This window comes from Agriterribacter sp. (assembly GCF_035445465.1).
Taxonomy (GTDB): domain Bacteria; phylum Bacteroidota; class Bacteroidia; order Chitinophagales; family Chitinophagaceae; genus Agriterribacter.
This window is the reverse complement of sequence record NZ_DAOMQT010000010.1, coordinates 46073-70283: the sequence shown is the minus strand read 5'-3', so window position 1 is coordinate 70283 and position 24211 is coordinate 46073. Positions and strand designations below refer to the sequence as shown.

Annotated in this window: 9 protein-coding genes; 7 read left to right on the top strand and 2 right to left on the bottom strand. The window is 46.2% G+C overall.

Annotation, left to right across the window (positions count from 1 at the left end):
- Nucleotides 1–300: 300 nt before the first annotated feature.
- The 7 genes from PLE34_RS07630 (at nt 301) to PLE34_RS07600 (ending at nt 12244) form a co-directional block, all read left to right on the top strand.
- Nucleotides 301–3621, top strand: a complete 3321-nt coding sequence (locus PLE34_RS07630) for a TonB-dependent receptor (RefSeq protein ID WP_324555549.1) — start codon at nt 301–303, stop codon at nt 3619–3621.
- Between the two features lie 24 nt (nt 3622–3645).
- Nucleotides 3646–5412: a RagB/SusD family nutrient uptake outer membrane protein gene (locus PLE34_RS07625; protein ID WP_324555547.1), complete on the top strand. Its 1767-nt coding sequence runs from the start codon at nt 3646–3648 to the stop codon at nt 5410–5412.
- 149 nt (nt 5413–5561) lie between these two features.
- On the top strand, nt 5562–7064 hold the full coding sequence (locus PLE34_RS07620) for a DUF6298 domain-containing protein (RefSeq protein ID WP_324555545.1): 1503 nt from the start codon (nt 5562–5564) through the stop codon (nt 7062–7064).
- A gap of 42 nt (nt 7065–7106) precedes the next feature.
- Nucleotides 7107–9254, top strand: a complete 2148-nt coding sequence (locus PLE34_RS07615; RefSeq protein WP_324555542.1) for a pyrroloquinoline quinone-dependent dehydrogenase — start codon at nt 7107–7109, stop codon at nt 9252–9254.
- 475 nt (nt 9255–9729) lie between these two features.
- Nucleotides 9730–10710: a YVTN family beta-propeller repeat protein gene (locus tag PLE34_RS07610; protein ID WP_324555540.1), complete on the top strand. Its 981-nt coding sequence runs from the start codon at nt 9730–9732 to the stop codon at nt 10708–10710.
- Nucleotides 10711–10746: 36 nt separating this feature from the next.
- On the top strand, nt 10747–11943 hold the full coding sequence (locus tag PLE34_RS07605) for an NAD(P)-binding domain-containing protein (protein ID WP_324555538.1): 1197 nt from the start codon (nt 10747–10749) through the stop codon (nt 11941–11943).
- Nucleotide 11944: 1 nt separating this feature from the next.
- Nucleotides 11945–12244, top strand: coding sequence for a GNAT family N-acetyltransferase (locus PLE34_RS07600; protein ID WP_324555536.1), 300 nt, complete (start codon nt 11945–11947; stop codon nt 12242–12244).
- A gap of 113 nt (nt 12245–12357) precedes the next feature.
- Here PLE34_RS07600 and acnA read toward each other — a convergent pair whose 3' ends face one another.
- Both acnA and PLE34_RS07590 read right to left on the bottom strand, forming a co-directional pair.
- A complete protein-coding gene (gene acnA / locus PLE34_RS07595; protein WP_324555534.1) occupies nt 12358–15081 on the bottom strand; it encodes an aconitate hydratase AcnA in 2724 nt (907 codons plus the stop codon).
- Between the two features lie 191 nt (nt 15082–15272).
- Nucleotides 15273–24005, bottom strand: a complete 8733-nt coding sequence (locus PLE34_RS07590) for a GH36-type glycosyl hydrolase domain-containing protein (protein ID WP_324555532.1) — start codon at nt 24003–24005, stop codon at nt 15273–15275.
- Between the last annotated feature and the right edge of the window lie 206 nt (nt 24006–24211).

Below are 24211 nucleotides of genomic sequence, written 5' to 3'. Positions count from 1 at the left end.
TCATAAGGCAGACAAGGTTTCGAATAAGATTACCCTGAAAGAAAAACCGGATCATGCTGGCGGCATGATCCGGAATAAACTCGGGTTAATCAAATTATTACAACCGTTCGAATGACTGCTTATTCATTAACCCAACCGCGGTAATCAAAAATTAAACCGCGGGTAAAAAACAAAGTTATGCATTTAAAAGCACTTTGTAGCCGGTATCGGCATGCTGTTTCATTTTCGTTGTTGAATCCTTTGCTCAACAAGATTGACAATCAGCCAGTGATCCGGCTTTTAACCAAAACAATGCTCATCATGAAAATGGTTTTCATTTTAATGACAGCAGCTTTCCTCCATGCTTCGGCAGGAACAGAGGCACAGGACATCAGCTTTTCCGGCAAGGACATTACGCTGGAGAAAATTTTTGATGTTGTTAAAAAACAAACGGATTTTAATGTTTTTTACAAAGCTTCGATGCTTAAAGGAACCCGGCCGGTAACGGTGTTTGCCAAAAACATTTCGCTGGAAAGCTTTCTCCGGGAAGTATTGAAAGACCAACCATTGGATTACACGATTAAGAGCAGGAATATTATTATAAGCAGGAAAGCAGTGGCACAGCCTGTAGCTATTCCTCCGCCACCCCTTTTCACTGTAAAAGATATACCGCTGATCTCTGTTTCGGGTTTGGTAAGAGGCTCTGATGATTTACCGCTCGCCGGTGTAAGCGTATTGGAAAAAGGAACATCCAATGGCACGTCTACAAATTCGGAAGGCAGGTATACGCTGAATGTTCCTAATGTAAACGGAACATTAGTATTTAGCTTTGTAGGCTATGTAAGCCGGGAAGTTGCGATAAACGGAAGGTCTGTTATAGATCTGATCCTTGTGGCAGAAGACAAGGCACTTGATGATATTGTAGTGGTGGCTTATGGTGCCCAAAAAAAAGCACACGTTACCGGCTCAGTAGCTACGGTAAAGGGAGAAAAAATAGTGGATATACCCGTTGCTAATGTTTCAAACACACTGGTAGGAAGATTACCAGGTTTGATAGCTGTAAACAGGAGCGGTCGGCCCGGTGCAGACGAGGCTACGATAAGTATACGAGGCTTTGATAATATGCTGGTTATTATTGATGGGATAGAGCAATCTATGAATAAAATTGACCCGAATGAAATTGAAAGTATTTCTATCCTGAAAGATGCATCAGCAGCTATTTACGGCGCAAGGGCAGGTAATGGGGTAGTTGTGATTACCACCAAGCGGGGAGCCAGCGGCAAGCCGGTATTTAATTTCAGCTCTTCCTATGGAGTACAGACTCCCACCCGCCTGCCCAAATTTGTAGATGCACCCACTTTTGCAAAAGTTATTAATGATGCCGAGGCGTCCCTGGGGCGGGCTCCGAAATTTTCAGAAGAAGAAATTGAAAAATACAGGAACGGTACCGATCCTGCTTATCCCAATACAGACTGGGTGGATGAATTGTTTGTAAAATGGACTCCTATCAGCCAGTATAACCTGAATACTTCCGGTGGAAGCGACCGGGTAAAGTATTTTTTTTCTCTTGGTTATGTGGATCAGCATGGTATGCTCAGGTCCGGTGATGCACAGTACAGAAGATACAATATGCGCTCGAACATAGATGCGAAGATATCAGATAATTTTTCTGTTTCCCTTGATCTGAGTGGGAATATAGAGCAGAGGGACTACCCCGGGGCAACTACAGAACAGATATTCGAAAACCTGTTCTTTGCACAACCTATCTATCCTGCCCGTTTTCCTGATGAAACCAAATTGCCTTTTTACGGACAGTCCGGCTCGCAAGCTATCGGACGGGCAAATAAAGCTATCAGCGGGTATTCGTACGACAACAGGAAGAACCTTATCGCCCAGTTAAATTTAAAGTATGCTATCCCTTTCGTAAAGGGACTGACTGCTACGGCTGCCCTGAACTATTCGCCAGGTTATAATTACCTGAAAGACTGGAGAAAGCAGTTTTCACTATATACTTACGACAGGGCAACAGATATCTATACTGTTGCCAGTGTAATGGAAAGGAATACATTAAATGAGACCATGACGAGATTTGACGGCATGACTAATCAGGTATTCCTGAACTACAACAAAGTATGGGGGGCTCATTCCCTGAACGCCATGGCGTTAGGTGAATTTATCCAGAGTAAGAATAACACCATTAGCGCTTATCGTGAAGGGTTTATAACTACTGCCATTGACCAGCTTTTTGCCGGGCAGGATCTGAATAAAAACAATAATGGATCCGCAAACGAAGATGGCCGAATGGGGTATGCCGGGCGGTTTAATTATTCGTATGCGGGAAAATACTTTGCGGAAGCTACTTTTAGGTACGATGCTTCTGCCAAATTTATTGAAGATGAACGATGGGGCTTCTTCCCGGGTATTTTATTGGGCTGGAGAGTTTCTGAAGAAAACTTTATGCAAAATGTTGCTGCTATCAGTAACCTGAAATTAAGATTCTCACACGGTCTTGCCGGAAATGATTATGTAGGACGATTTAATTATCTCACGGGATACCGGTTTGGTGGCAATGCGGTGTTTGGAGAAACCCCTCTTATTTCTAACGGTATTGTGTCAAGAGGCCTAGCCAATCCCGATTTAACCTGGGAAAAAACTGCAACTACAAACTTTGGGGTAGATGCAGACTTTTTGAATGGCCGTTTAGGAATGGAACTGGACGTTTTCTATCGAAAAGTAACGGATGTTCCGGGAAGAAGGTACCTGTCGCTGCCTACCACTTTCGGCGCTACACTGCCTGAGGAAAATATCAATAGTTTCGACAACCGTGGATTTGAATTATTGCTGAGGTACCGGGATAAGGCGGGCGATTTTAATTATTTGATAGAAGGAAATGTTTCCTGGGCACGTGCCAAATGGATCAATTATGATGAGCCTGTGTATCCGGATGACGCGACCCGCGAGCGCTTACAGCTTTCAGGGCAGTGGAAGAACAGGTGGTTCGGATATGAAGCGTTGGGCCTATTTCAGTCGCAGGATGAAATTGACAAATGGCCGGTCATACAGGATGGGAATAATAATACCACCATTAAACCCGGCGATATAAAGTATGCGGATTATAATGGAGACGGTGCTCTTGATTTCAGGGATAATCATGTGATCGGGCGGGGCACAACTCCGGAAATTATTTTTGGACTTAATTTATCCGGAAACTATAAAGGCTTTGACTTATCCATGCTATGGCAGGGGGCTTCCAATTTCAATGCCTATTTTACGAACGGCGCGCAGGTGACTTATTTTAATGGAACAGTTCCATACGATTATCTCGCAGACTACTGGTCTGAAGATAATAAAAATGCCAGATTCCCCAGGGTACTGCCCGGTGGCGCAACTAACAACGGTTATCAATCTACTTTCTGGTTGCAGAACGCCAATTATCTAAGGCTTAAAAATTTCCAGATTGGGTACAGTTTCCCAGGGCTGGCTAAGTCAGGGGTTATTCAATCGTTACGGCTTTTTATCTCGGGGTATAACCTGGTTACTATTGATAAAGTATATCCTTTTGATCCCGAAACCGGCACTGATCGTGGGTGGCATTATCCACAGCAAAAATCGGTGAGCGCAGGCATTAACCTCACTTTCTAAGTTCAGACTCTAAAAATTTTGATCATGAAAAAGTTAACATATAAGTTTTTGTTCCTGCTTTTGGTAGTAAGCATGGCCTCATGCCGGAAGCAGTATCTTGACAAAGCACCGCTGGATATTATTTCAGATGCTCAGGTTTGGAACGATCCCAACCTGATCCAGGCTTATGCAGTTAATCTGTACAGTGCCGCACCTACTACGGGTATTTTTAAGCAATTCAGTTTCAGCCGGGGAATAAACCCTGCCAGGGAAATAACGGTTACGGATGAAGGCAGAACGAGCTATGACTGGGCATGGGAAGTAATTACCTGGAATAAAGGGCTGCTCAATGGCAGTGGGAATATGCTGAATTATTGGGACTATAACTACATCAGGGCGTGTAATGAATTCCTGCAATTGATTGAAACCGGGAATGTGAGTGATGAAATAAAGGCACTGTATAGTGCAGAGATACGGTTTTTAAGAGCTTTTGTGTATTTCGAAAAGGTCAAACGTTATGGCGGCGTCCCTTTGATCACAGAGCCCCAGAAGGCAGAAGAAGGCGAAGCCCTTTTTGTAACCCGTAATACGGAAAAGGAAATTTATGATTTCATTTTGAATGAATGTAACGCCATTGCTGGTATGCTGCCCGAAGAGCATCAGGCAGAAATGAGAGGCCGGGCTACAAAGTATGCGGCGCTTGCATTAAAGAGCCGTGCGATGTTATATGCTGCAAGTATCGCAAAATACGGACAGGTTCAGTTGAACGGGCTGGTAGGCATTCCTTCAGCCGAGGCCCAGGCATACTGGCAGGCCTCGCTCGATGCATCGAATGCCCTCATTCAATCAGGTAAGTTTCTGCTCTTTAATGAATATCTTGACGATAAAGCAAAAAATTACCAGATGCTCTTTCTTCAAAAAGACAATGCAGAGATCATCTGGGCGAGAAAATTTGTGAGTGTACTGCAGGGACATTCATTGGATATGTTCCATTCTCCCGAAAGCTTCAAAACCGATTGGGGAAATCTGGTAAATGTAACTGTTGAGATGGTTGATGACTATGAAATGGTGGATGGCTCGCCGCGCACAATTGACTGGGCGAATATTACAGGCTATCCGAAAGAGATATTAAAAAACAAGGATCCAAGGTTCCATGCCAGCGTATTCTATCATGGACAACCCTGGCAGGGCGATTCCATTGTGCTGTACTGGGGAATAGATGTGGATACGGATGGTGACGGGGTCAAAGAACGTTTGTCGTCGGGCAGCCAATCATATAATGGCATGGCACAGGTGGGTAAAGATGCCAATGGTTCGGATGCCACCAAAACAGGATTTCTTTTGAAAAAATACCTGGATGAAAGCAGGGTTCGCGCCACTGCGCTGCAGTCTGACCAGGACTGGATACTTTTTCGGTTTGGTGAGATATTGCTGAACCATGCTGAAGCGGCTTTTGAACTTGGTCATACCGGAGATGCGCTTACCTCCATCAATCAGATAAGAGCAAGAGCCGGGGTTCTGCCGTTAGCCGCGGTAACTATTGATGATATACGACATGAACGTAAAATAGAGTTAGCATTTGAAACACACAGGTGGTGGGACCTGAATCGCTGGAGATTATCTATGACCGCCTTAAATAAAAATTTCAAAAGTGTAAGGGGCTATTACGATTATGCCGCGCAGCGTTTCAGCTTTGAAGTAGGTAGTGCTGACGGATATACCCGGGTATTCAAACAGGAGCATTATTACCAGCCGCTTTCCGAAAGTATCATCAATAATAATCCCAATCTGATAGAAAATCCGGGATATTAAGTGGTTCCCATTCGTTTTTTCAACAGCGCTGACTCCGGTTTAAAGAGCCGGCGCTGTTGATTATTTTTACCACAGTATGCAGCTATTATCAGCCATCAGTAATGGTATTGGATTTATATGGCATACCGCCAGTTTATAAACATATGTATATGAAAAAAAACATAGTAATTGTTGCTGTTCTGTTTCATTGCTTTTCTTTTCTGGAAGTTAATTCGCAACAGTTCGTCGAGTTAAATAAAAAGTTCAATGGACCTTTAAAGGTGTTTCCGGCCAATCCCAGGTACTTTACGAATCAAACCGGTAAGGCTATTCTCCTAACGGGCTCCCATACCTGGGAAAATTTCCAGGATATGGAGGCCGATGACGGGCGTCCGTTGTTTGACTGGAATGGTTATCTGGATATGATGCAGGAACATAATCATAATTTTATGCGTTTTTGGGTTTGGGAACATCCGGAAAAAGTAGCCTGGTCGCCGGTAATGACGCGTATAAGCCCAATGCCATATAAAAGAACAGGCAAAGGCCCGGCTAATGACGGAAAACCCAGGTTTGATCTTGATCAATGGGATGACGCTTATTTTGAGAGAATGAGAAACCGTGTGATAGATGCAGGGAACAGAGGAATATATGTTTCAATAATGATGTTTCAGGGGTGGAGCCAAAATAAATTAGGCAGAAAATATACAGATCCCTTTCTATCTCACCCTTTTCATAAAGCCAACAACATTAATGGTATTGATGTATTGAACACTACCAGGGATGAAGAAGGCAAACCTACCTTACATAGTCTTGGAAATAAAAAGGCACTCGCAAGACAAGAAGCATATGTTCGGAAAGTAATTGAAACGGTTAACGACCTGGATAATGTTTTGTATGAAATTATTAATGAAGGTGGAACAACAGAATGGTTGTATCATATGGTTAATTACATCCGGGCGTATGAGAAAACAATGCCGAAGCAACATATGATCGGTTTAGGCAGCAGGGTTAGCCCTCCTATGCTTAACCAGGAATTATGGGAAAGCCCCGCCGATTATATATCACCTACCTGGGAACCCGCTGGATGGTCTCTGCCCGGTTCAACTTTTGTAGAGGATTATGGTGATAACCCGCCGGCAAATAATTATGATAAAGTGTGTATTGTTGATTCCGATCATTTGTGGGGGCATGGAGGTAATTATATTTGGGCATGGAAAAGTTTTTGCCGGGGATTACAAGTAATTTTTATGGATCCCTGGCGACCGATGAAAGGAACTTACGATCCGAAGGAAGAAAGCTACATTGTTATAGCCGGAGGAATTACCAAAGACGATAAGGATTACCCGGATAATCAACCGCTGAGAGAAAGCATGGGGTATATTCGTAATTATGCAGAAAGAATGAACCTGCCCAAAATGATTCCGCGCAGTGATTTATCAACAACAACATATTGTCTTGCCAATCCGGGAGAAGAGTACCTGGTTTTTTTTCCACAGGGAGGCAAGGCAACTATTAACCTGTGGCACGTGAAAGGAGAGGTAGACATAGAATGGTTCATTCCTGCACAGAACCGTCTGGTAAAAGGAGTGGTTCCGGTAGCGGGTGGTTATTTTACTAATTTTGAAGCGCCTTATACCGGACCGGCGGTACTTTACTTAAAGAAAAAACAATGACTGTTTTAAATGGAAACAAGCATGCACAATTTTAGGTATACTATGAGCATAAGTCTGTTTTTATTGGCTTCTGCGGGTTGTAACAATGACGCTCCGGATCAATATGCCGGCTGGACGATGGTAAATGGCAATTACACCGGAAATAAATATTCTTCCCTTACAGCAATAGATACAACCAATGTGCAGCAGCTGCAGGTGGCATGGACTTACCGCACAGGGGACGCGGATACCGCTGCGCATTCGCAAATTCAATGCAATCCAATTATTGTTGACGGTATAATGTATGCCGTATCGCCACAACTTAAATTGTTAGCGCTTGATGCTGCAACCGGCGTACTCAAATGGGCGTTTCTTCCTTACGATACAGCGGGCTCAGATAAGAAAGCGAATTTCAATCTCAACAACAACCGCGGTGTTGCATATTGGAGCGATGACAAAGATGATAAGCGGCTATTTTATACGGTCGGCGAATTTATTTGCGCTGTGGATGCCGGCACGGGTAAACTAATCACAGCATTTGGTAATGAAGGCAAAGTGGATTTGCATGAGGGATTGGGCGATCGGGCGGCCGGTCTCTTTGTTACCGCAACGTCTGCTCCCACCATTTATAAAGATCTTTTGTTAACAGGTACGCGGGTTTCCGAAGGTATGGATGCGGCGCCGGGTCATATCCGTGCTTTTGATGTGCGTACAGGACAAATGAAATGGATCTTTCATACTATACCACAGCCGGGCGAGCCGGGCCATGAAACATGGGAAGATAAAGATGCCTGGAAGATGACCGGGGGCGCTAATAACTGGATGGGCATGACCATTGACCAGGAACGCGGTATTGCCTATGCACCTACAGGGTCGGCTGCTATGGATTTTTATGGGGGCAAAAGACTGGGTGCTAACCTGTATGCCGATTGTTTACTGGCCCTGGATGCATTAACCGGAAAGTTGCGCTGGCATTTTCAATATATTCATCATGATACCTGGGATTATGATCCATCTTCAGCGCCGGTGTTGCTAACGGTAACGCATAACGAAAAAAAAATTGATGCCGTGGCACAAACTACCAAAACAGGCTTTGTATTTGTATTCAACCGCGATACAGGCGAACCTTTATTTCCAGTAGTGGAAACACCGGTAGATACGGCTACGGAACTGGCAGGGGAACGTTTGTGGCCTACCCAGCCCATTCCGCAAAAGCCGGCGCCCTTTGTGCGGCAGTCTTTTTTAGAAAAAGATATTAATCCCTATTTATCAGAAGCGGAATATGAAGAAGTGCAAACCCGCCTACTGTCTTACCGAACGGGTAAAATGTTTATGCCCGGTTCCCTGCAGGGTACTGTGGTATTACCGGGATTTGACGGTGGTGGTGAGTGGGGCGGCCCGGCGGTTGACCCAGAAACGGGCATACTGTATGTAAATGCCAGTGAAATGGCCTGGATATTGAAAATGGAAGAAGTTAAAAAGAAAGAAAGCCGCAACGAAAATTATTTGCAGGCCGGGCAGCGACTGTACCAGCAACATTGTACTGCCTGTCATGGAAAAGACCGGAAGGGCGGTGGTAATTATCCTGGTATTACCAACGCATACCAAAAATATGATAAGGCCTCGCTGATTGAATTTATGAATAACGGAAGACGGATGATGCCCGCTTTCGGCCATCTGAAACAGGAAGAAAAAGAAGCCATTGTGTCGGTAGTACTGAATCTGAAAAATGAATATCAACGCAAATTTGAAATACAGCAAACAGCGGCTGATCTCTTCCGGCAGTTGCCTTACCGGTTTACAGGGTATGATAAATTTTTAACTAAAACCGGTAAGCCCGCCTTGGCGCCGCCGTGGGGAACGCTTACCGCTATTGACCTGAATACAGGTGAGCATGTATGGAAAACAGTGCTCGGCGAAGATCCTGTATTTAAGGAACAGGGCGTAAAAGAAACCGGAACGGAAAACTATGGCGGTCCTGTTGTTACCAAAACCGGGCTTTTGTTCATAGCCGCTACGAAAGATGCTAAGTTCAGGGCTTTTAATAAAAGCAACGGCCGGCTATTGTGGGAAGCCAGTTTGCCCGCTGCCGGTTTTGCCACGCCTGCCATGTACGAAGTGAATGGCAAACAGTTTATAGTTATTGCATGCGGTGGTGGAAAGCTGGGTACCGCTTCCGGCGATGCGTATGTGGCTTTTGCATTACCATAGCATTAATTTAGTTAGAACAACTATGCGCGCCGAAATAAGCCGCCTGAAGCGAAGTGGAGTAACAGGATAAAATCCGAAGTCGGAAATTCTAAATTCGAAGCAACGATAAACCATCAATAATATAATCCGCCCCTCCCATTGGGGGATTACTTCGACTCTTCAAAATATCACGCGGCAATAAGTAAATCTCCGGGTTCTTTTCTTAAACTCTTCCCAGCCTGCCGGTAGGCAAGCTTCGTTAGGGTGAAAGGCAGTGGGTTGTTGGTTTTGCTTTTTGCAAAGGGTGCATTTAAAATTGTCCCACCGCTTTGCTTCGTGTGGGCGGTGGAGACACCGCCCAGGGCAGGCCGCCCCGGTTGGTGTCCCCACCAACCGGCGACAATTTTAAATGCACCCTTTTGCAAATGATCAAGATCGCTTCCCTCTAAAATTTGTATCTTAGAATAATCCTGCTTACTCCTTCAATACTTTTGCTATGCATATCAAAATCACGCTTGCTGTATTAACCTGTTTAATATGCTGCTGTAATACCAAAGGACAGCAGGCGGTAACAGGTTCCTTATTGGTATTAAATAAGAACGATAATACGATGGTAATTGCCGATGCGGCAACCTTAAAAGTAATAGCTACCGTACCCACCGGCGAAGGTCCCCATGAAATGACGGTATCTGCCGATGGCAAACTGGCCTTTGTGGCCAATTATGGTGCACAAACGCATGGGCACAGCCTTTCGGTTATTGACATTGCGGCACGTAAAGAGATCCGGAGGGTGGAGCTGGGCCCTTTGCTGCGCCCTCATGGTATTGAAGCAAAGGGTGATAAAATATATTTTATTTCAGAGCTTACCCGAACGGTAGGCCGCTATGATTTTGCTGCTGATAAAGTGGATTGGCTCACGGGCACGGGGCAGGATGGCGGGCACATGCTGGTACTAACGCCGGATGGTAAGCGCTTGTATACGGCAAACAGGGTATCCCATACCGTTACTTCCATTGATATTGGCACTCCTTCATCGCCGGGTAAAATGATGCAGATTGCAACGGGCAGCAGGCCCGAAGGGATTGATGTTTCACCAGATGGTAAAGAAGTATGGGTGGGTAATACCGGCGACGGAACCATTGATATCATAGATGTGGCGTCTAATACCATAAAGCAAAGCTTCGCGGTAGGGAAAGTGCCTATCCGCGTTAAGTTTACGCCCAATGGCAAAAGGGTGCTGGTGTCCGATAATGGCGCCGGAGAGCTGATCATCATAGACGCCGCCGCGCGCAACGTGATCAAACGCATTAAAGCGGAGGCTTCACCGGTGGGTATACTCATTCTTCCGGGTGGTAAAAAAGCTTATGTTGCACGCAGCGGATCCGGTATAGTGAGTGTTTTTGATATGGATACACTAATGTTCACCGACGATATTAAAACCGGCAATGGGCCGGATGGTATGGGATGGGTAAGGTAATTTGAGGTCCCCGCCTTGCGGGAAAGATAATTTTTTATGAGGACTGTAGCTGTTTTGGTAGACGTTGATGTGACTTTAAATTGCCCGAATGATCTGTTAATGGAGGATAAAAAAAAATTGAGTAAAAACAGTGAGCCTTCAATCTCACAAACCCGCCCTGATATTTTTTATAAAGTAAATATTGTGGTGATTGGTGCGGGACAGGCCGGTTTGTCTGCTGCTTACCACCTGAAAAAAGCTGGATTGGAGCCAGGCAAGGGTTTTGTGGTTTTGGATGATGAGTTCGGCCCCGGTGGAGCCTGGCAACATCGCTGGGATTCTTTAAGGCTTAGCAATGTAAATGGTATCAACGACCTGCCCGGAATGAAATTTGCGGATGCCATAAATACAAAGGATACAGAATTACAGGCCAATATTGCTATTCCGAAATATTTCGAACAATATGAGAAAACTTTTGAACTTCCTGTTATCCGTCCCATTCGGGTGCATGAAGTTATTGAGCGAAATGGAAGGTTTATCATAAGAACAAATGGAATTCAATTTAACGCCCTCGGGCTTATCAATGCTACCGGTACCTGGAAAACACCGAATTGCCCCAAATACCCGGGATGGCAAAAATTCCGGGGCAGGCAATTGCATACAGGCGAATACAAAAATGCTGAGGAATTTATTGGAAAACACGTCATTATTGTGGGTGGAGGAATTTCGGCTGTTCAGTTATTAGGTGAGGTTTCTAAAGTAACCCAAACTACGTGGGTAGCCCGCCGCTCCCCGGATTTTAGAAAATATGAATTTACCCGGGAAAAAGGACGGGAGGCGGTAGCCATGGTAGAAAAAAGAGTACGGGAGGGCTTACCGCCAAAATCAGTAGTGTCCGTAACGGGATTGCCCATAACGCCCGCTATTGAAGGAATGCTGAATAGTGGGGTTCTGAACAGGAAGCCTATGTTTGAGGAAATTACAGAAACCGGTGTTCGGTGGAAAGATGGCACCACCGTCGATGCGGATGTTATTTTTTGGAATACCGGTTTTCGCCATTCTTTGGATCATTTTGCTTCTTTACATTTAAAGAACGATAAAAAAGGAATTGAGATGGATGGGAAATTAGCCACCCGGGTAGCTAAGGATCCACGTATCCATTTAGTCGGCTACGGTCCGTCTGCTTCTACCATTGGCGCCAACCGGGCAGGGCGCATTGCTGCGAAAGAGTTAATTGAAACGCTTCAATTGTAAAATGGTCACAAAAATAAATATCAGGGATAACAAAGACCTGATGCGGTTCGAAACCGGCGAAGGCGATAACACTGCTTACCTCGAATACCGGTTTTATAAACGCATTAATATTGCTTTGATGCATACCGTAGTGCCCGGTCACCTACGTGGCAAAGGCCTTGCTTCTGCATTAGCCGCACATGCTTTTCAATATGCCCTTGATAACAAAAAACTGGTAATGGTTTATTGTCCGTTTGTAGGCGCCTATGTAAAGCGACATCCGCAAGTAAAAGAATTGCTCAACAAAGAATTTCTTAAGTGAAGACCATGTAAGCGTGAAGCCCTTTACTGCGAACAGCTATCAGCTATTAGCTTCGGATTTAAGCCTTCAGATTTATTTGGTTCTTGCTTTTTGGCTTTTGGTGCTTTTTCGAATTATTTCAAAAACCCTCTCAGCACATATTGCAGGATACCCCCATTTTTAAAATACGCCACATCAATGGCAGAATCTAATCTGGCTTTTCCTTCAAATGTTATTACTTCACCGGAATCTTTTTTGGCAGTAACCTTTATTTTTTTAAAGGGATACAGGTTCTCCGATATTCCTGTTATATCAAATATTTCCTTTCCTGTTAAGCCCAGTGTTTCCGCGGTTTCTCCTTCGGGAAATTCCAAAGGCAAAATCCCCATCCCTACCAGGTTGCTCCTGTGGATGCGTTCAAAGCTTTCGGCTATCACTACCTTAACTCCCAGCAGGCTTGGACCTTTTGCTGCCCAGTCTCTCGATGAACCGCTTCCATATTCTTTACCGGCCAGCACGATCAGCGGCGTTTGATCAGCCGCGTATTTCATAGCCGTATCAAAAACGGTGAGCGTTTCGTTGGTGGGAAGGTAAGTTGAAAACCCGCCCACCTTATCGGTGATCTTATTTTTAATACGCACATTGGCAAATGTACCACGCATCATCACTTCATGGTTGCCGCGGCGTGAGCCATAGGAGTTGAAATCTTTTCGTGCTACACCTTTGCTGAGAAGATATTGTCCTGCTGCGGTTTGCTCGCCAAAAGCACCTGCGGGGGAAATATGATCCGTAGTAACCGAATCCCCCAAAAATAACAGTACACGCGCGTCTTTAATATCGGTTAGGTTTTCGGGAACAGTGCTTAGGTTTTGAAAGAAAGGCGCTTCCTGAATATAGGTGGAATGATCATCCCAAACATATTTTGTGCCTTCCGGCGCTACCAGATTCTTCCAGTCTTCTTCCCCTTCAAAAATCACACTGTACACCTGCTCAAAATCTTCTACCCGCATGCAGGATTTGATCGTTTCATTGATCTCCTCCTGGGTAGGCCAGATATCTTTCAGGTATACCGGTTCGCCGTTGGGATCATAATCTAACGGGTCGTGCAATAAATCAACGTCCACGCGGCCTACCAGGGAAAAAGCCACTACCAGCATGGGCGACATTAAGAAATTCATTTTTACCTGTGAATGTACCCGCGCTTCAAAATTACGGTTGCCCGATAGTACAGATGCCACCACCATTTCGCTTTTGTCAATAGCTTCGGCTATATGCGGCGGTAGCGGGCCGCTGTTGCCGATGCAGGAAGTGCAGCCATATCCAACGGTATGGAATCTCAATGCTTCCAGGTCTTCGGCTAACCCCGACCGTTGCAGGTAACTGGTTACCACTTTAGAACCGGGCGCCAGGCTTGTTTTCACCCACGACTTTGAGCGCAACCCCCTTTCAATGGCTTTTCGCGCCACCAAACCAGCGCCCACCATTACGGCAGGGTTAGACGTGTTGGTGCAACTGGTAATAGCAGCAATAACAATGCTTCCATCGCTCAGCACATATTCCTTATTCTTTATTTTTATTCTTACCGATCTCAGGTCATTTTCTTTTTCTACCGTAACATCGGTATGCTCATGACGTGGTGAATACGAAAATTCAGTACCCGAACCACCTTCCGCCAGCCAGGCATGTTCCTGACGGCTGTGAAACGGAACATAATCTCTTAAAAATTCTGTTTTAAGCACTTCTGTGAATTTATCGTCTAATTCTTCTAATAATATTTTATCCTGCGGACGTTTGGGCCCGGCAACCGTGGGGCGCAAGCTACCCAGGTCTAATTCTAATACGTGCGAATATTCAATAGCTTCTTTTCCTGTGCGCCAGAGCATATTATCCTGGCAATATTTTTTTACGAGATCAATTTGTTGCTGGCTGCGCGCCGTACGCCTCATGTAATCCAGCGTTTGATCATCTATAGGGAAATAGGTAACCGTGCAGCCAAATTCGGGCGACATATTGGAGATAGTTGCCCTGTCCGTAACCGTTAAATGATCAAGCCCGTCTCCAAATACTTCAACGAACTTTCCTACCACGCCATAATCTCGGAGCAGCTTGGTTATGGTAAGCACCATATCAGTGGCTGTACATCCCTGTGGGATCTTACCGGTTAATTTTAAACCCACCACCTGCGGACAGGAAAAATAAATCGGCTGTCCCAGCATGGCCGCTTCGGCTTCAATGCCGCCCACACCCCAGGCCAGCACGCCAATGCCGTTTACCATGGGTGTATGTGAATCGGTTCCTACCAGGGTATCCGGAAAAGCCCAGCCGTCTCTTTCTATAACACCTTTGGCTAAATATTCTAAGTTTACCTGGTGGCAAATGCCCATGCCCGGTGGTACAACGGTAAAATTATCCAACCCTTTTTGCGCCCATTTTAAAAGCTTATAGCGTTCGGCATTGCGCTCATATTCTAAGGCCACATTACTTTTATAGGAATAGTCGGTGCCAAAGAAATCTACCTGCACAGAGTGGTCAATTACGAGGTCTACAGGAATGGCGGGGTTAATGCGGGAACCATCACCGCCTTTCCGGATCAGTTCGGCACGCAGGGAAGCGATGTCTACCACAGCGGGTACGCCGGTAAAATCCTGCATCAGCACACGGGCCGGTTTAAACGGAATATCCTTATCTGATCCGGCGGCATTCCATTCGGTTAGGGTATGCAGGTGCTCATCGGTAATGGCAAAGCCATCGTGGTTGCGGAGGATGTTTTCCAGTAAGATCCTGATAGAAAAAGGAAGGCGATGGATATTTTTTCCTTCCTGCTGAAGTTTTGTAAGAGAGGCAATTTTATTATTCATGATTTAAAAATTATCTGTTCTGTAGAATGGTTAATGTAAGCATTTTTTTTGAGATGCGGTATTATGTTTAGGTCTCAGGTTTCAGATTTCAGGTTTAACAGGTCACAGGGGGATTTCGTAGTAGCATGGGTCTTGCAACCTGCACGCCCTGTACCTTCTACCCTGCAACTTGTATCCAGTACCCCACACCCCTATAAGCTTCCTGTCACAACCTCCACGGTATGCTCTCCGCCATCATTCAGCAAAGGAAGGAAATTGTTTCCGGTAATCCTGCCATTCATTATTATCTGGGTTTCACCTGTGCCGGTTGTCTTAATAGATATATTATATAAGGTATCCATATATTTATACCGAACGTTAAATGAAGTCCATGAAGGTGGGGTGCGGGGATCAAAATAAAGTTCCTCGCCTTTTTGCTTTATGCCTAAAAAGGATTCCAGTATCAGTTGATACATCCATGCGGCCGAACCGGTATACCAGGTCCATCCGCCCTGCCCGAGGTGCGCCGGTTCAAAGTAAACATCGGCGGCAATTACATAGGGTTCCACTTTGTATGTTGCTATTGTTTCCGCGCTGCTGCCACGGTTAACCGGGTTGATCATTTGCAGCAACTCCCATCCCTGCTCTTTTTCTTTCAACGCCATCAGCGCCATTACAAACCATATAGCTGCATGGGTATATTGCCCGCCGTTTTCGCGCACTCCAGGAACGTATCCTTTAATATACCCGGGGTTAAGTGATGAGGAGTCAAAAGGTGGGTTAAGCAACTGTATCAGCCCGGCATCTTTCCGCACCAGGTGTTTACTTGCCGATTGCATAGCGGTTACTGTTCTTTTGGCATCGCCCGCCTGCGACAATACGCTCCAGCTTTGCGCAATAGAATCAATGCTGGCTTCTTCGTTTTGCGATGAGCCCAGGGGCGTGCCGTCATCAAAATAAGCGCGGCGGTACCACTGTCCGTCCCATGCATGCGCTTCTGTGTTTTTACGCAGCATTGCAGCCTGTTCCCGGCATCTTTCCGCAAAAGCTGTATCACCCCGTTTTGCTGCAATCGCATCAAACCGGTTCAGGATATCGTACAGGAAAAAAGCAAGCCAAACGCTTTCTCCCTTTCCTTTTTCACCTACTTTATCCATGCCGTCATTCCAGTCGCCCGACCCAATTAACGGCAGCCCGTGCTCTCCAAAACGAAGCGCTCTTTCTATCGCTTTAGTGCAATGTATATACAGGCTGGCAGTTTGGCCCGAACGTGAGGGAAGGTCGTAATAAGATTCTTCACCTTCATTCAGCGGCCGGCCTTCTATAAAACCTACCACTTCCTCTAATATTTCCGTATCGCCGGTATGCGTTGCGTATTTTGCGGTTACATAGGGCAGCCATAAAAAATCATCCGAGCAGGTAGTGCGCACACCCCGTCCGGAAGGTGGATGCCACCAGTGCTGCACATCTCCTTCTTTAAACTGCCTGGAGGCGTTCAGTAAGATCTGTGCTCTTGCAATACCGGGCTTTGTATAAAGGAGCGATAAAACATCCTGCAACTGATCCCTGAAGCCAAAAGCTCCGCCCGATTGGTAGTAGCCGCTTCTGCCCCATATTCTTGAGGCCAGGGTTTGGTAGTTAAGCCATCCGTTGGCAAGGATGTTTAAGGCTGTATCGGGGGTATGCACCTCTACGGTTCCGAGGGTGTGCTGCCAGAAATGCTGTACTTTATCTAAAGCCTGGTGAACATTGGCATGCGTTTTAAATTGTTCTGTAATATGCAATGCAGCGGCATGCGACTTTGCAGCGCCGAGCTTAAAGATAATTTCATGCGACTCTTCATTGGCCAGGTCAACGGTAATTTGGATAGCCGCGCAGGGATCTAAGGCCGGTCCTGATTTTCCTGAAAGCTTCACTTTGTTCATTGCTGCCGGATTGCGGGAAGATCCGTTGCGGCCGATAAATTCTTTCCGGTCGCAGGTATACGATTCCAGCATACGGTCGGTATCAAAAAAAGCTACCCGGTTGACAAATTCGGTGTTATAGTCATTGCGTGCAAAGAGGGTTCCGGTATCTCCGTCGGCAGTAGTAACGATATGCATCTGTGTTTTTGGACGAAATTCCCCCAATACCCATTCTACATATCCCGTAACCGACAGCTTACGCTGCCTGCCCGACCGGTTCTGTATCTTAAGCACGGTAAACTTCACCGCATGGTCAAGGTCAACAAACACAGTCATTTCGGAATAGATGCCATCTTCGCTGTGTTCGAAAACGCTATAGCCAAAGCCATGCCTGGTAATGTAGGGTGTTTTACTCCTCACGGGCAGGGGTGCAGGCGACCAGAATTTCCCGCTTTCTTCATCACGCAGGTAATAACATTCTCCTTCCAGGTCGCTTACCGGGTTATTATTCCATGGGGTGATCCGGAACTCGTGTGCATTTTCTAACCAGGTATAGGCCTGGCCGCTTTCGGATATAATACTCCCAAAACCGGCATTGGCAACTACATTACACCATGGCGCAGGCGTTACCTTACCCGGCTCCGTTATAATAATATACTCTTTCCCGTTTGCCGAAAAACCACCAGTACCGTTAAAGAACTGCAGGTTTTCGGGCAGGGTAACTGCCGTGGGAGTAGAGGGGTAAAACTTAGCCGGGGTGAAATAAGGAATGACATTCTTTATTTTCACATGCCTGTTTAATTGTTCTTCTAAGGAGCCAAACCTGTCCGACAGCACCACACGTGCTACCGTTTGAAACAGGATGCGGTCTTCGTTGGAGAGCTGATCCGCGGAGCGTATAAAAACGCCACCGGGGTCTTCATTAATTTGCGCTCCCACAAGCGGTACCACAAGCGACATGATCTGGTTTTGCAGGGTATGCCTGTAGCTGCCATGGTCTTCATTCCATATTACCAGGTCAACGATCATTCCTTTTAACCGCCAGTAAGCGTGCGCCTGGATCATGTGTTTTACCAGCTCAATATTGTTTACGTCCTCGATCTTCACCAAAACAATAGGCAGATCGCCGGAAATGGAATGGCTCCACAGGCTCGACTGCCCGCGGTTATTGCGGGATATAAGGTCGGGAGCGCCCCGCAATGCAGGATCGGTATAAATGATGGCGCTGGCCAGCTTTGCATATAATTGCGCGTCTGCTTCCGTGGCATTGATCTGCCGCAATACGATCTGGCTGTGCGTCCATGATAATTCAAATCCGCGGTCTACGAGGAATTTATCCTGGTATTTCCCGATCATGTCATGGCAGCCTTCTTTTGTTTCCGCAATGCCGGTAATCATATCTATTACCGCGGTTTGCTGCGGTGCAATTTCTATGCGGTACTGGATGGAAACCACCGGGTCGAGCACGGAACCTTCGGTAGAGGAAAGCGGATGGCTTTGTTGCATGCATAGCGGCTGATGAATGCTGTTACCCCTTCCCGTAAATTTTGTTCTGTCTGTTTCATAAGCTATATTTTGTACAACAGCATGGTGTACTTTCATTAAATGAAACATAGAAGGCGGGTGCTCATCCTGCGAACGGGCACGGCGTGTACATACAATAGCATCGCTTTCCCGCAGCAGGGCGGTTTGCACAAACAGGTTGCTGAATGCCGGATGCGCGGCGTCTGCACCTACAGGCGCCAGCACCACTTCGGCGTAGCTGGTTACTTCAATTATCCTTTTTTTTCGCGACCGGTTGGTAAGGTGTAATCTCCTGAGCTCCACATCATCTTCGGGCGATACCACAATTTCGGTGTGCGCTTCAATGGAAAAATCGCGCCGGCGAAACTCCGCCCGTCCCTGCGAGAATACGGCTTCATAATGATCGCCGTTCTGTAATGCGGGCTGGTAAGCCGATGACCAGAATTCATTATTCTCCAGGTCTCTTATGAAGCAGAAATTCCCCCAGTTATCGCAGGTGCTGTCTTCGCGCCAGCGGGTTACTGCAATATTTTTCCACCTGCTGTAGCCGCCGCCTGCATTCGATACCATAACGTGGTACCTGCCGTTGGAAAGCAGTTGTATTTCGGGAGTGGCGGTTTGAGGCGTATTGATGACGCGCATATAGGCATCATCTTCCTTACTCGTTACGCCGGAGTCGGCAACGTGGATGTTGGGGGCGCTTAATGCTGTAACACGCGGTATGCGTTCCTGCAGCAAAAGCAGTGTTGCCTGGAACTGTACATCCGATATGAAGCGCTTTTGCATGGGCTGGTTTAGCAGCAGATGCGAAAGCGCCAGCAATGACATACCCTGGTGGTGTATCATAAAAGACTGGATGATCACATGCTCCTGTCCTCTTGGCAAACGGGAAGGCGTGTAATCTATCGCTTCAAAAAAACCATAGGTACCGGTAAAACCCTTTTTTGCCATGAGCTGAAGATTGTTGCACGCTTCTTCAGGCATTACCATAAGGGCCATAACAGCCGAATAGGGCGATATCACCAGATCTTCTCCCAGTCCGCGCTTGAAGCCCGTTCCGGGTACGCCAAAGGCTTTGTACTGGTAGTTCATAGCAGAATCTATCATATTATATCCTGATTCGGAAATACCCCAGGGCACATCTCTTTTATTGCCGTAATCAATTTGTTTTTGCACTACGGCTTTTTGGGTTTGATCCAGTAACGTATTTTCATACGAAGGCATTACCAGATCGGGCATAAGGTATTCGAACATAGAGCCACTCCAGGAAAGCAGCGCGGGTGCTGAACCAAAGCTGGTGAGTTGCCTGCCCAGTGCGAACCAGCTTTCCTGCGGTAGTTTCCCCTGGGCTATGGCTACAAAATTCCCAAGTCTTGCTTCGGAGGCCAGCAGGTCATAATAACTGTTATCGCGGCGGTGCTCTTCGGCATTATAGCCAATGGCCAGCAGGTGTTGTGTTTTGCTGTATAAGAAATCATATTCCACATCCGAAAATTCGTCACACTGCTCTGCAAGGTCTTCCAGGTCCTGTATCCTTTCTTTGGCGCGTTTGGAAGACTGGATGATATGAGACACCAGCATGTCGAGCCAGTCATTTTCTGCTGCTGTGTTGGATGGCCGGTAAAAGGATTTTACTGTAGGCAACAGCGCTGTTTGTATGCTGCACAATTGCGTTAACGTAGGGATATAATCCATATCGTTAATAATATCGTGAAATGCCGGAGACGGGGGTTGCAATGATAACCAGGGAGCAAGGGTAATGAGGTCGCCGGTGATATCGTTCAACTGTACGCCCAGCAATGCCACCCATTCGCGGGCTTTTTTACCGGTTTCCTTATCGGCGTTTTCGTATTGACGAACGATAATGTGATACTTGTTTTTAAGCTGCTCCATTGTAGCCATTACATCCCCGAGAGATTGCGGAGGATTGATTTGTGCGGCTTCTATATCTTTTTTCAGCTCCTGCAACAGGATGACCTTCTCATTCTTTTCGAGTATTACAGCAATGGTATCCAACAGCCCCCCTAACATACGGTCAGAAAAGATCCTGTTTTCTTTTAATTGCAGCAAACCCTGTTTTAAGGTAATAACATGGCCTATGAAATTTCCGCTGTCAACAGTTGAGATATATCTTGGCTGCAGGCAGGATAGTGTTATGGTGTCGTACCAGTTATACAAGTGTCCTTTATATTTCTCCAATGCCTGCACCGTACGGAATGTGCGTGTGGTTCGGTCCATCAGTCTCCCTGCTGATACATAGCCAAAATCATAAGCGGTAAGATTGGCCAGTAGGGATAAGCCGATATTGGTAGGGGAGGTGCGGTGCGCAATTTTTGGACCCGGTTGTTTTTGATAATTATCCGGGGGAAGCCAGTTGTCTTCATCGGTTACGAACTTTTCAAAGAAGGCCCATATTCTCCGCGACAATTTGTGAAGGAAAGCAGTTTGATCGGCGCTGAGGGCGGCGCGCTTTGGCTTGCGGGGCATGCTGATCAGGTAGGCAATGCCCGGGGAAAGCATCCAGCTTATTAATAAAGGCAGGTCAATTATAGCGGCCAACGAGTCTATGTAAAATAAATACATTAATACCCCTGTTGCAAAAACAGGCGCTATCCACATGGTTATATAGTTGCCGAAAAGTGTTTTTGGAGCGGAACGAACGGAATTGCCATATGGATTCCATTGCAGCAGGTTTCTTTTTGAAATAAATATGCGCCAGGCCGTGAGCACAATAGCATGCATATTAACGAAGGCTTCATAGGGTAGGAATATAAGCTCAGGCAAATGGCGGAGGAAATGATCTTTTGCAGACTGCATCATGAATAAAAGGTGCGGATAAAAGCCGATGTCCTTTGGCTTATTGAATATTTCCCATACTATTTTAATAAAAGAAGGAATAATAATGATACCCGCTACCGCAAGGGTCCAGAAGCTGCCGGATGAGAACAGCCATCCGTATAGCAGCAGCGCTACCAGGCCGGGGGCTACCAGGCTCCTGCGGATATTGTCGAATATTTTCCAGCACGATAAAGCGCTCAGCGGATTTCTCCTGTAGTTTTTATCGGGTGCAGGCACCAGGGGGAACAGCCATCTTAATATCTGCCAGTCGCCGCGTATCCAGCGGTGACGCCTTTGCATATCGGCATAGTAGCTCGGCGGATAATCTTCATACAACTGCACGTCGCTCAAAAATCCTGAGCGGGCATAGCAGCCTTCTACCAGGTCGTGACTAAGAATACGGTTCTCTGGAAACCGGCCCCTGAGCGATTGGGTAAAAGTATCTACCTCGTAAATCCCTTTTCCAATAAAAGAACCTTCTTTAAAAAGATCCTGGTATACGTCAGATATCATTCGGGTATATGGATCAATGCCGGGCTCGTTGCCGTGTATGCGGGCATACCAGGAAGCTCTTGGGCCGGGGAGGCTGTTGGACACGCGGGGTTGTAAGATCGTATACCCTTCCGTTACTCTTTTTTTCCCGGGGCTATACACCGCTTTGTTGAGCGGGTGTGCCAGTGATGCGATCATTTTCCACGCGGCTTCCCTGGGTAATTTGGTATCTGTATCAAGTGTGATAACATATTTAATATCTGGAAACAGGCTTTTATCGGCCACTACCAATGAAAAGTTTTCATCTCCCGTACCCCGCAGCAGGGCATTCAATTCTTTGAGCTTGCCCCGTTTGCGTTCGTACCCCATCCATACGCCTTCTTTTTCATTCCATTTACGCGGCCGGTGAAACAGCATGAAAATGTTGTTGGTGTTTCTTCCATATTGCTCATTAAGCGCCGTGATCTTGTTTTTAGTATATGCAAGCAACGCCTCATCTTCCGGCAGGGTTTCTGTTTCCGCGTCTTTAAAATCGGTAAGCAGTGCAAAGTGCAGATGATCATCACGGTTGGCTACATACCGCACTTCCAGCGCTTCTGCCAGGTTATCGGCGGCATCGGTACTGGTAAGCATCGTTGGTATAACTACAAGCGTACTGCTTTCCTGCGGTATGCCCGAAGAGAAATCCATTCTTGGTAACGGGTTGGGGTGCGTAAGCAGTGTTGTGATCCAGTTAAAAAGTGTTATAGCCGGCTGGCTGGCTGCAATAGCACAAACGAGCAGCAAGATTACATATAGCCAGGTTGGCAGGCTTTCATTAATATGGCGGGTGAGTATGCTGAAAAACAAAAACGAAAGCAGGGCAATGCCGGAGAGATAATAAAATAAGGGAACTGCAGCCAGGTGATTACGCAACTTTTGGGTGAAAGGCATATCTACCTTTGCTATTTTTTCAACCTGCCTTACCCCGCTGTCTACCAGGTAATATCCTACATGCTTTTTTCTGCCCTTTTCAGGACAGAGCTGCGCAAGGCGTATCGCTATTTTTGCAACTGCTTCTTCAGACAGGGCGCTGTACTTTGCTGTTTTTTCAACCACGTGCCTGTAGTGGTCTCTTGTATAGAAATCCATTTTTCCATACACTGCGTCCGGGTCTTCATTCAGTATTTTTTCAACGATGCTTTCCGTTTCCACGAACGTGCGCCAGTCGGCGCTGTTTAAAAATCGCAGGCTGCTGATGCTGTTGCTTACGGATACCTGCCTTGCCGCCTGTTTCTGGTTTTCAATGTGTACCAGTTCGGCGCCGGTTAACGACATGTCTGAAACGAATTGCTCGATCCAGCTCAGTGGCAGGCTGAGCGAGGCGCCCCTGCCCTGCAGCTTCCTGGTGAGCTCTGCAATAAATGCGCCTTCTGCCGGTGGTTTTGACCTGGCCATATCGGCAATCACAACCACCAGGTTTTTAGGATCTTTATCAAGCGTCTCCAGCATTTGGTCTGCCCAGTAATTGGCCAAATTTTTATGCAGGATGTCTAAAGCTATTTCGGTAGATAAGCGGCGGAGGTTTTCGATCAGCGCGAGCCGGAGCATAATGGGGATAGCCCACAACTCTCCTAACTGGAGCGGTGTTACCGACTGGTAAGCATTTATAAAACCAGATAAGCTCTCTGTATCTACTCTTCCGTCACTGTGTGATATCAGCTCTACCACAATATCATATACACGTGGCAGACCTTTTGAAGCGCCATTGGCAAGCTGGGGCAAACCTTTGCTGTAGCCTTTGGGTAAGTGTTTTTTGCCGGTGTTTACCTGTTCTTCAATGAGATAAAAATTATCTAAAAGCCATTCGCCCGCAGGTGCAATGCGGATACTGGATTTCACGGTTTCCGTTAACAGGCTGTATATTTCCATCAGGAGGCTTTCATTTTCTCCTAACCGTTTCAGCATCTTTTCGGAAGGCTCGGCCCTGGTTAAAATATGCTTGCCTGCCAGGCTCCTGGCATGATTTTCCATTTGCTGCATGGAAAAAAGCTCGGAACGCAGGGGAGGCTTTTCATTGGCGTATTTATGAAAAAGATTGTCCGAAAACAGGGGTGTGATAATCGTTTTTTTTAGTGCCGAAATGGCTTGAGGAAACAATTCGGAAAATACATCTTTGCTTTGCTTTTCTTTATTTTGAAATTTCATTGTAAGGTATATGTTTATTTGTCAGCCCCAACCATCTGCCTCGTTTTCCCTTATCAGCCAATAATTATGCCTCCGCTATAGCCCAATTCTGTAGTTTGCTGCGTTAACAAATGTAAGCGTGTATACTGTGCGCGTAAAAAGTAGCAAGGCACATCATCCTGGGGAAGTATGCAGAATGAATGGAATAATAATACAAAAAGCCGGAT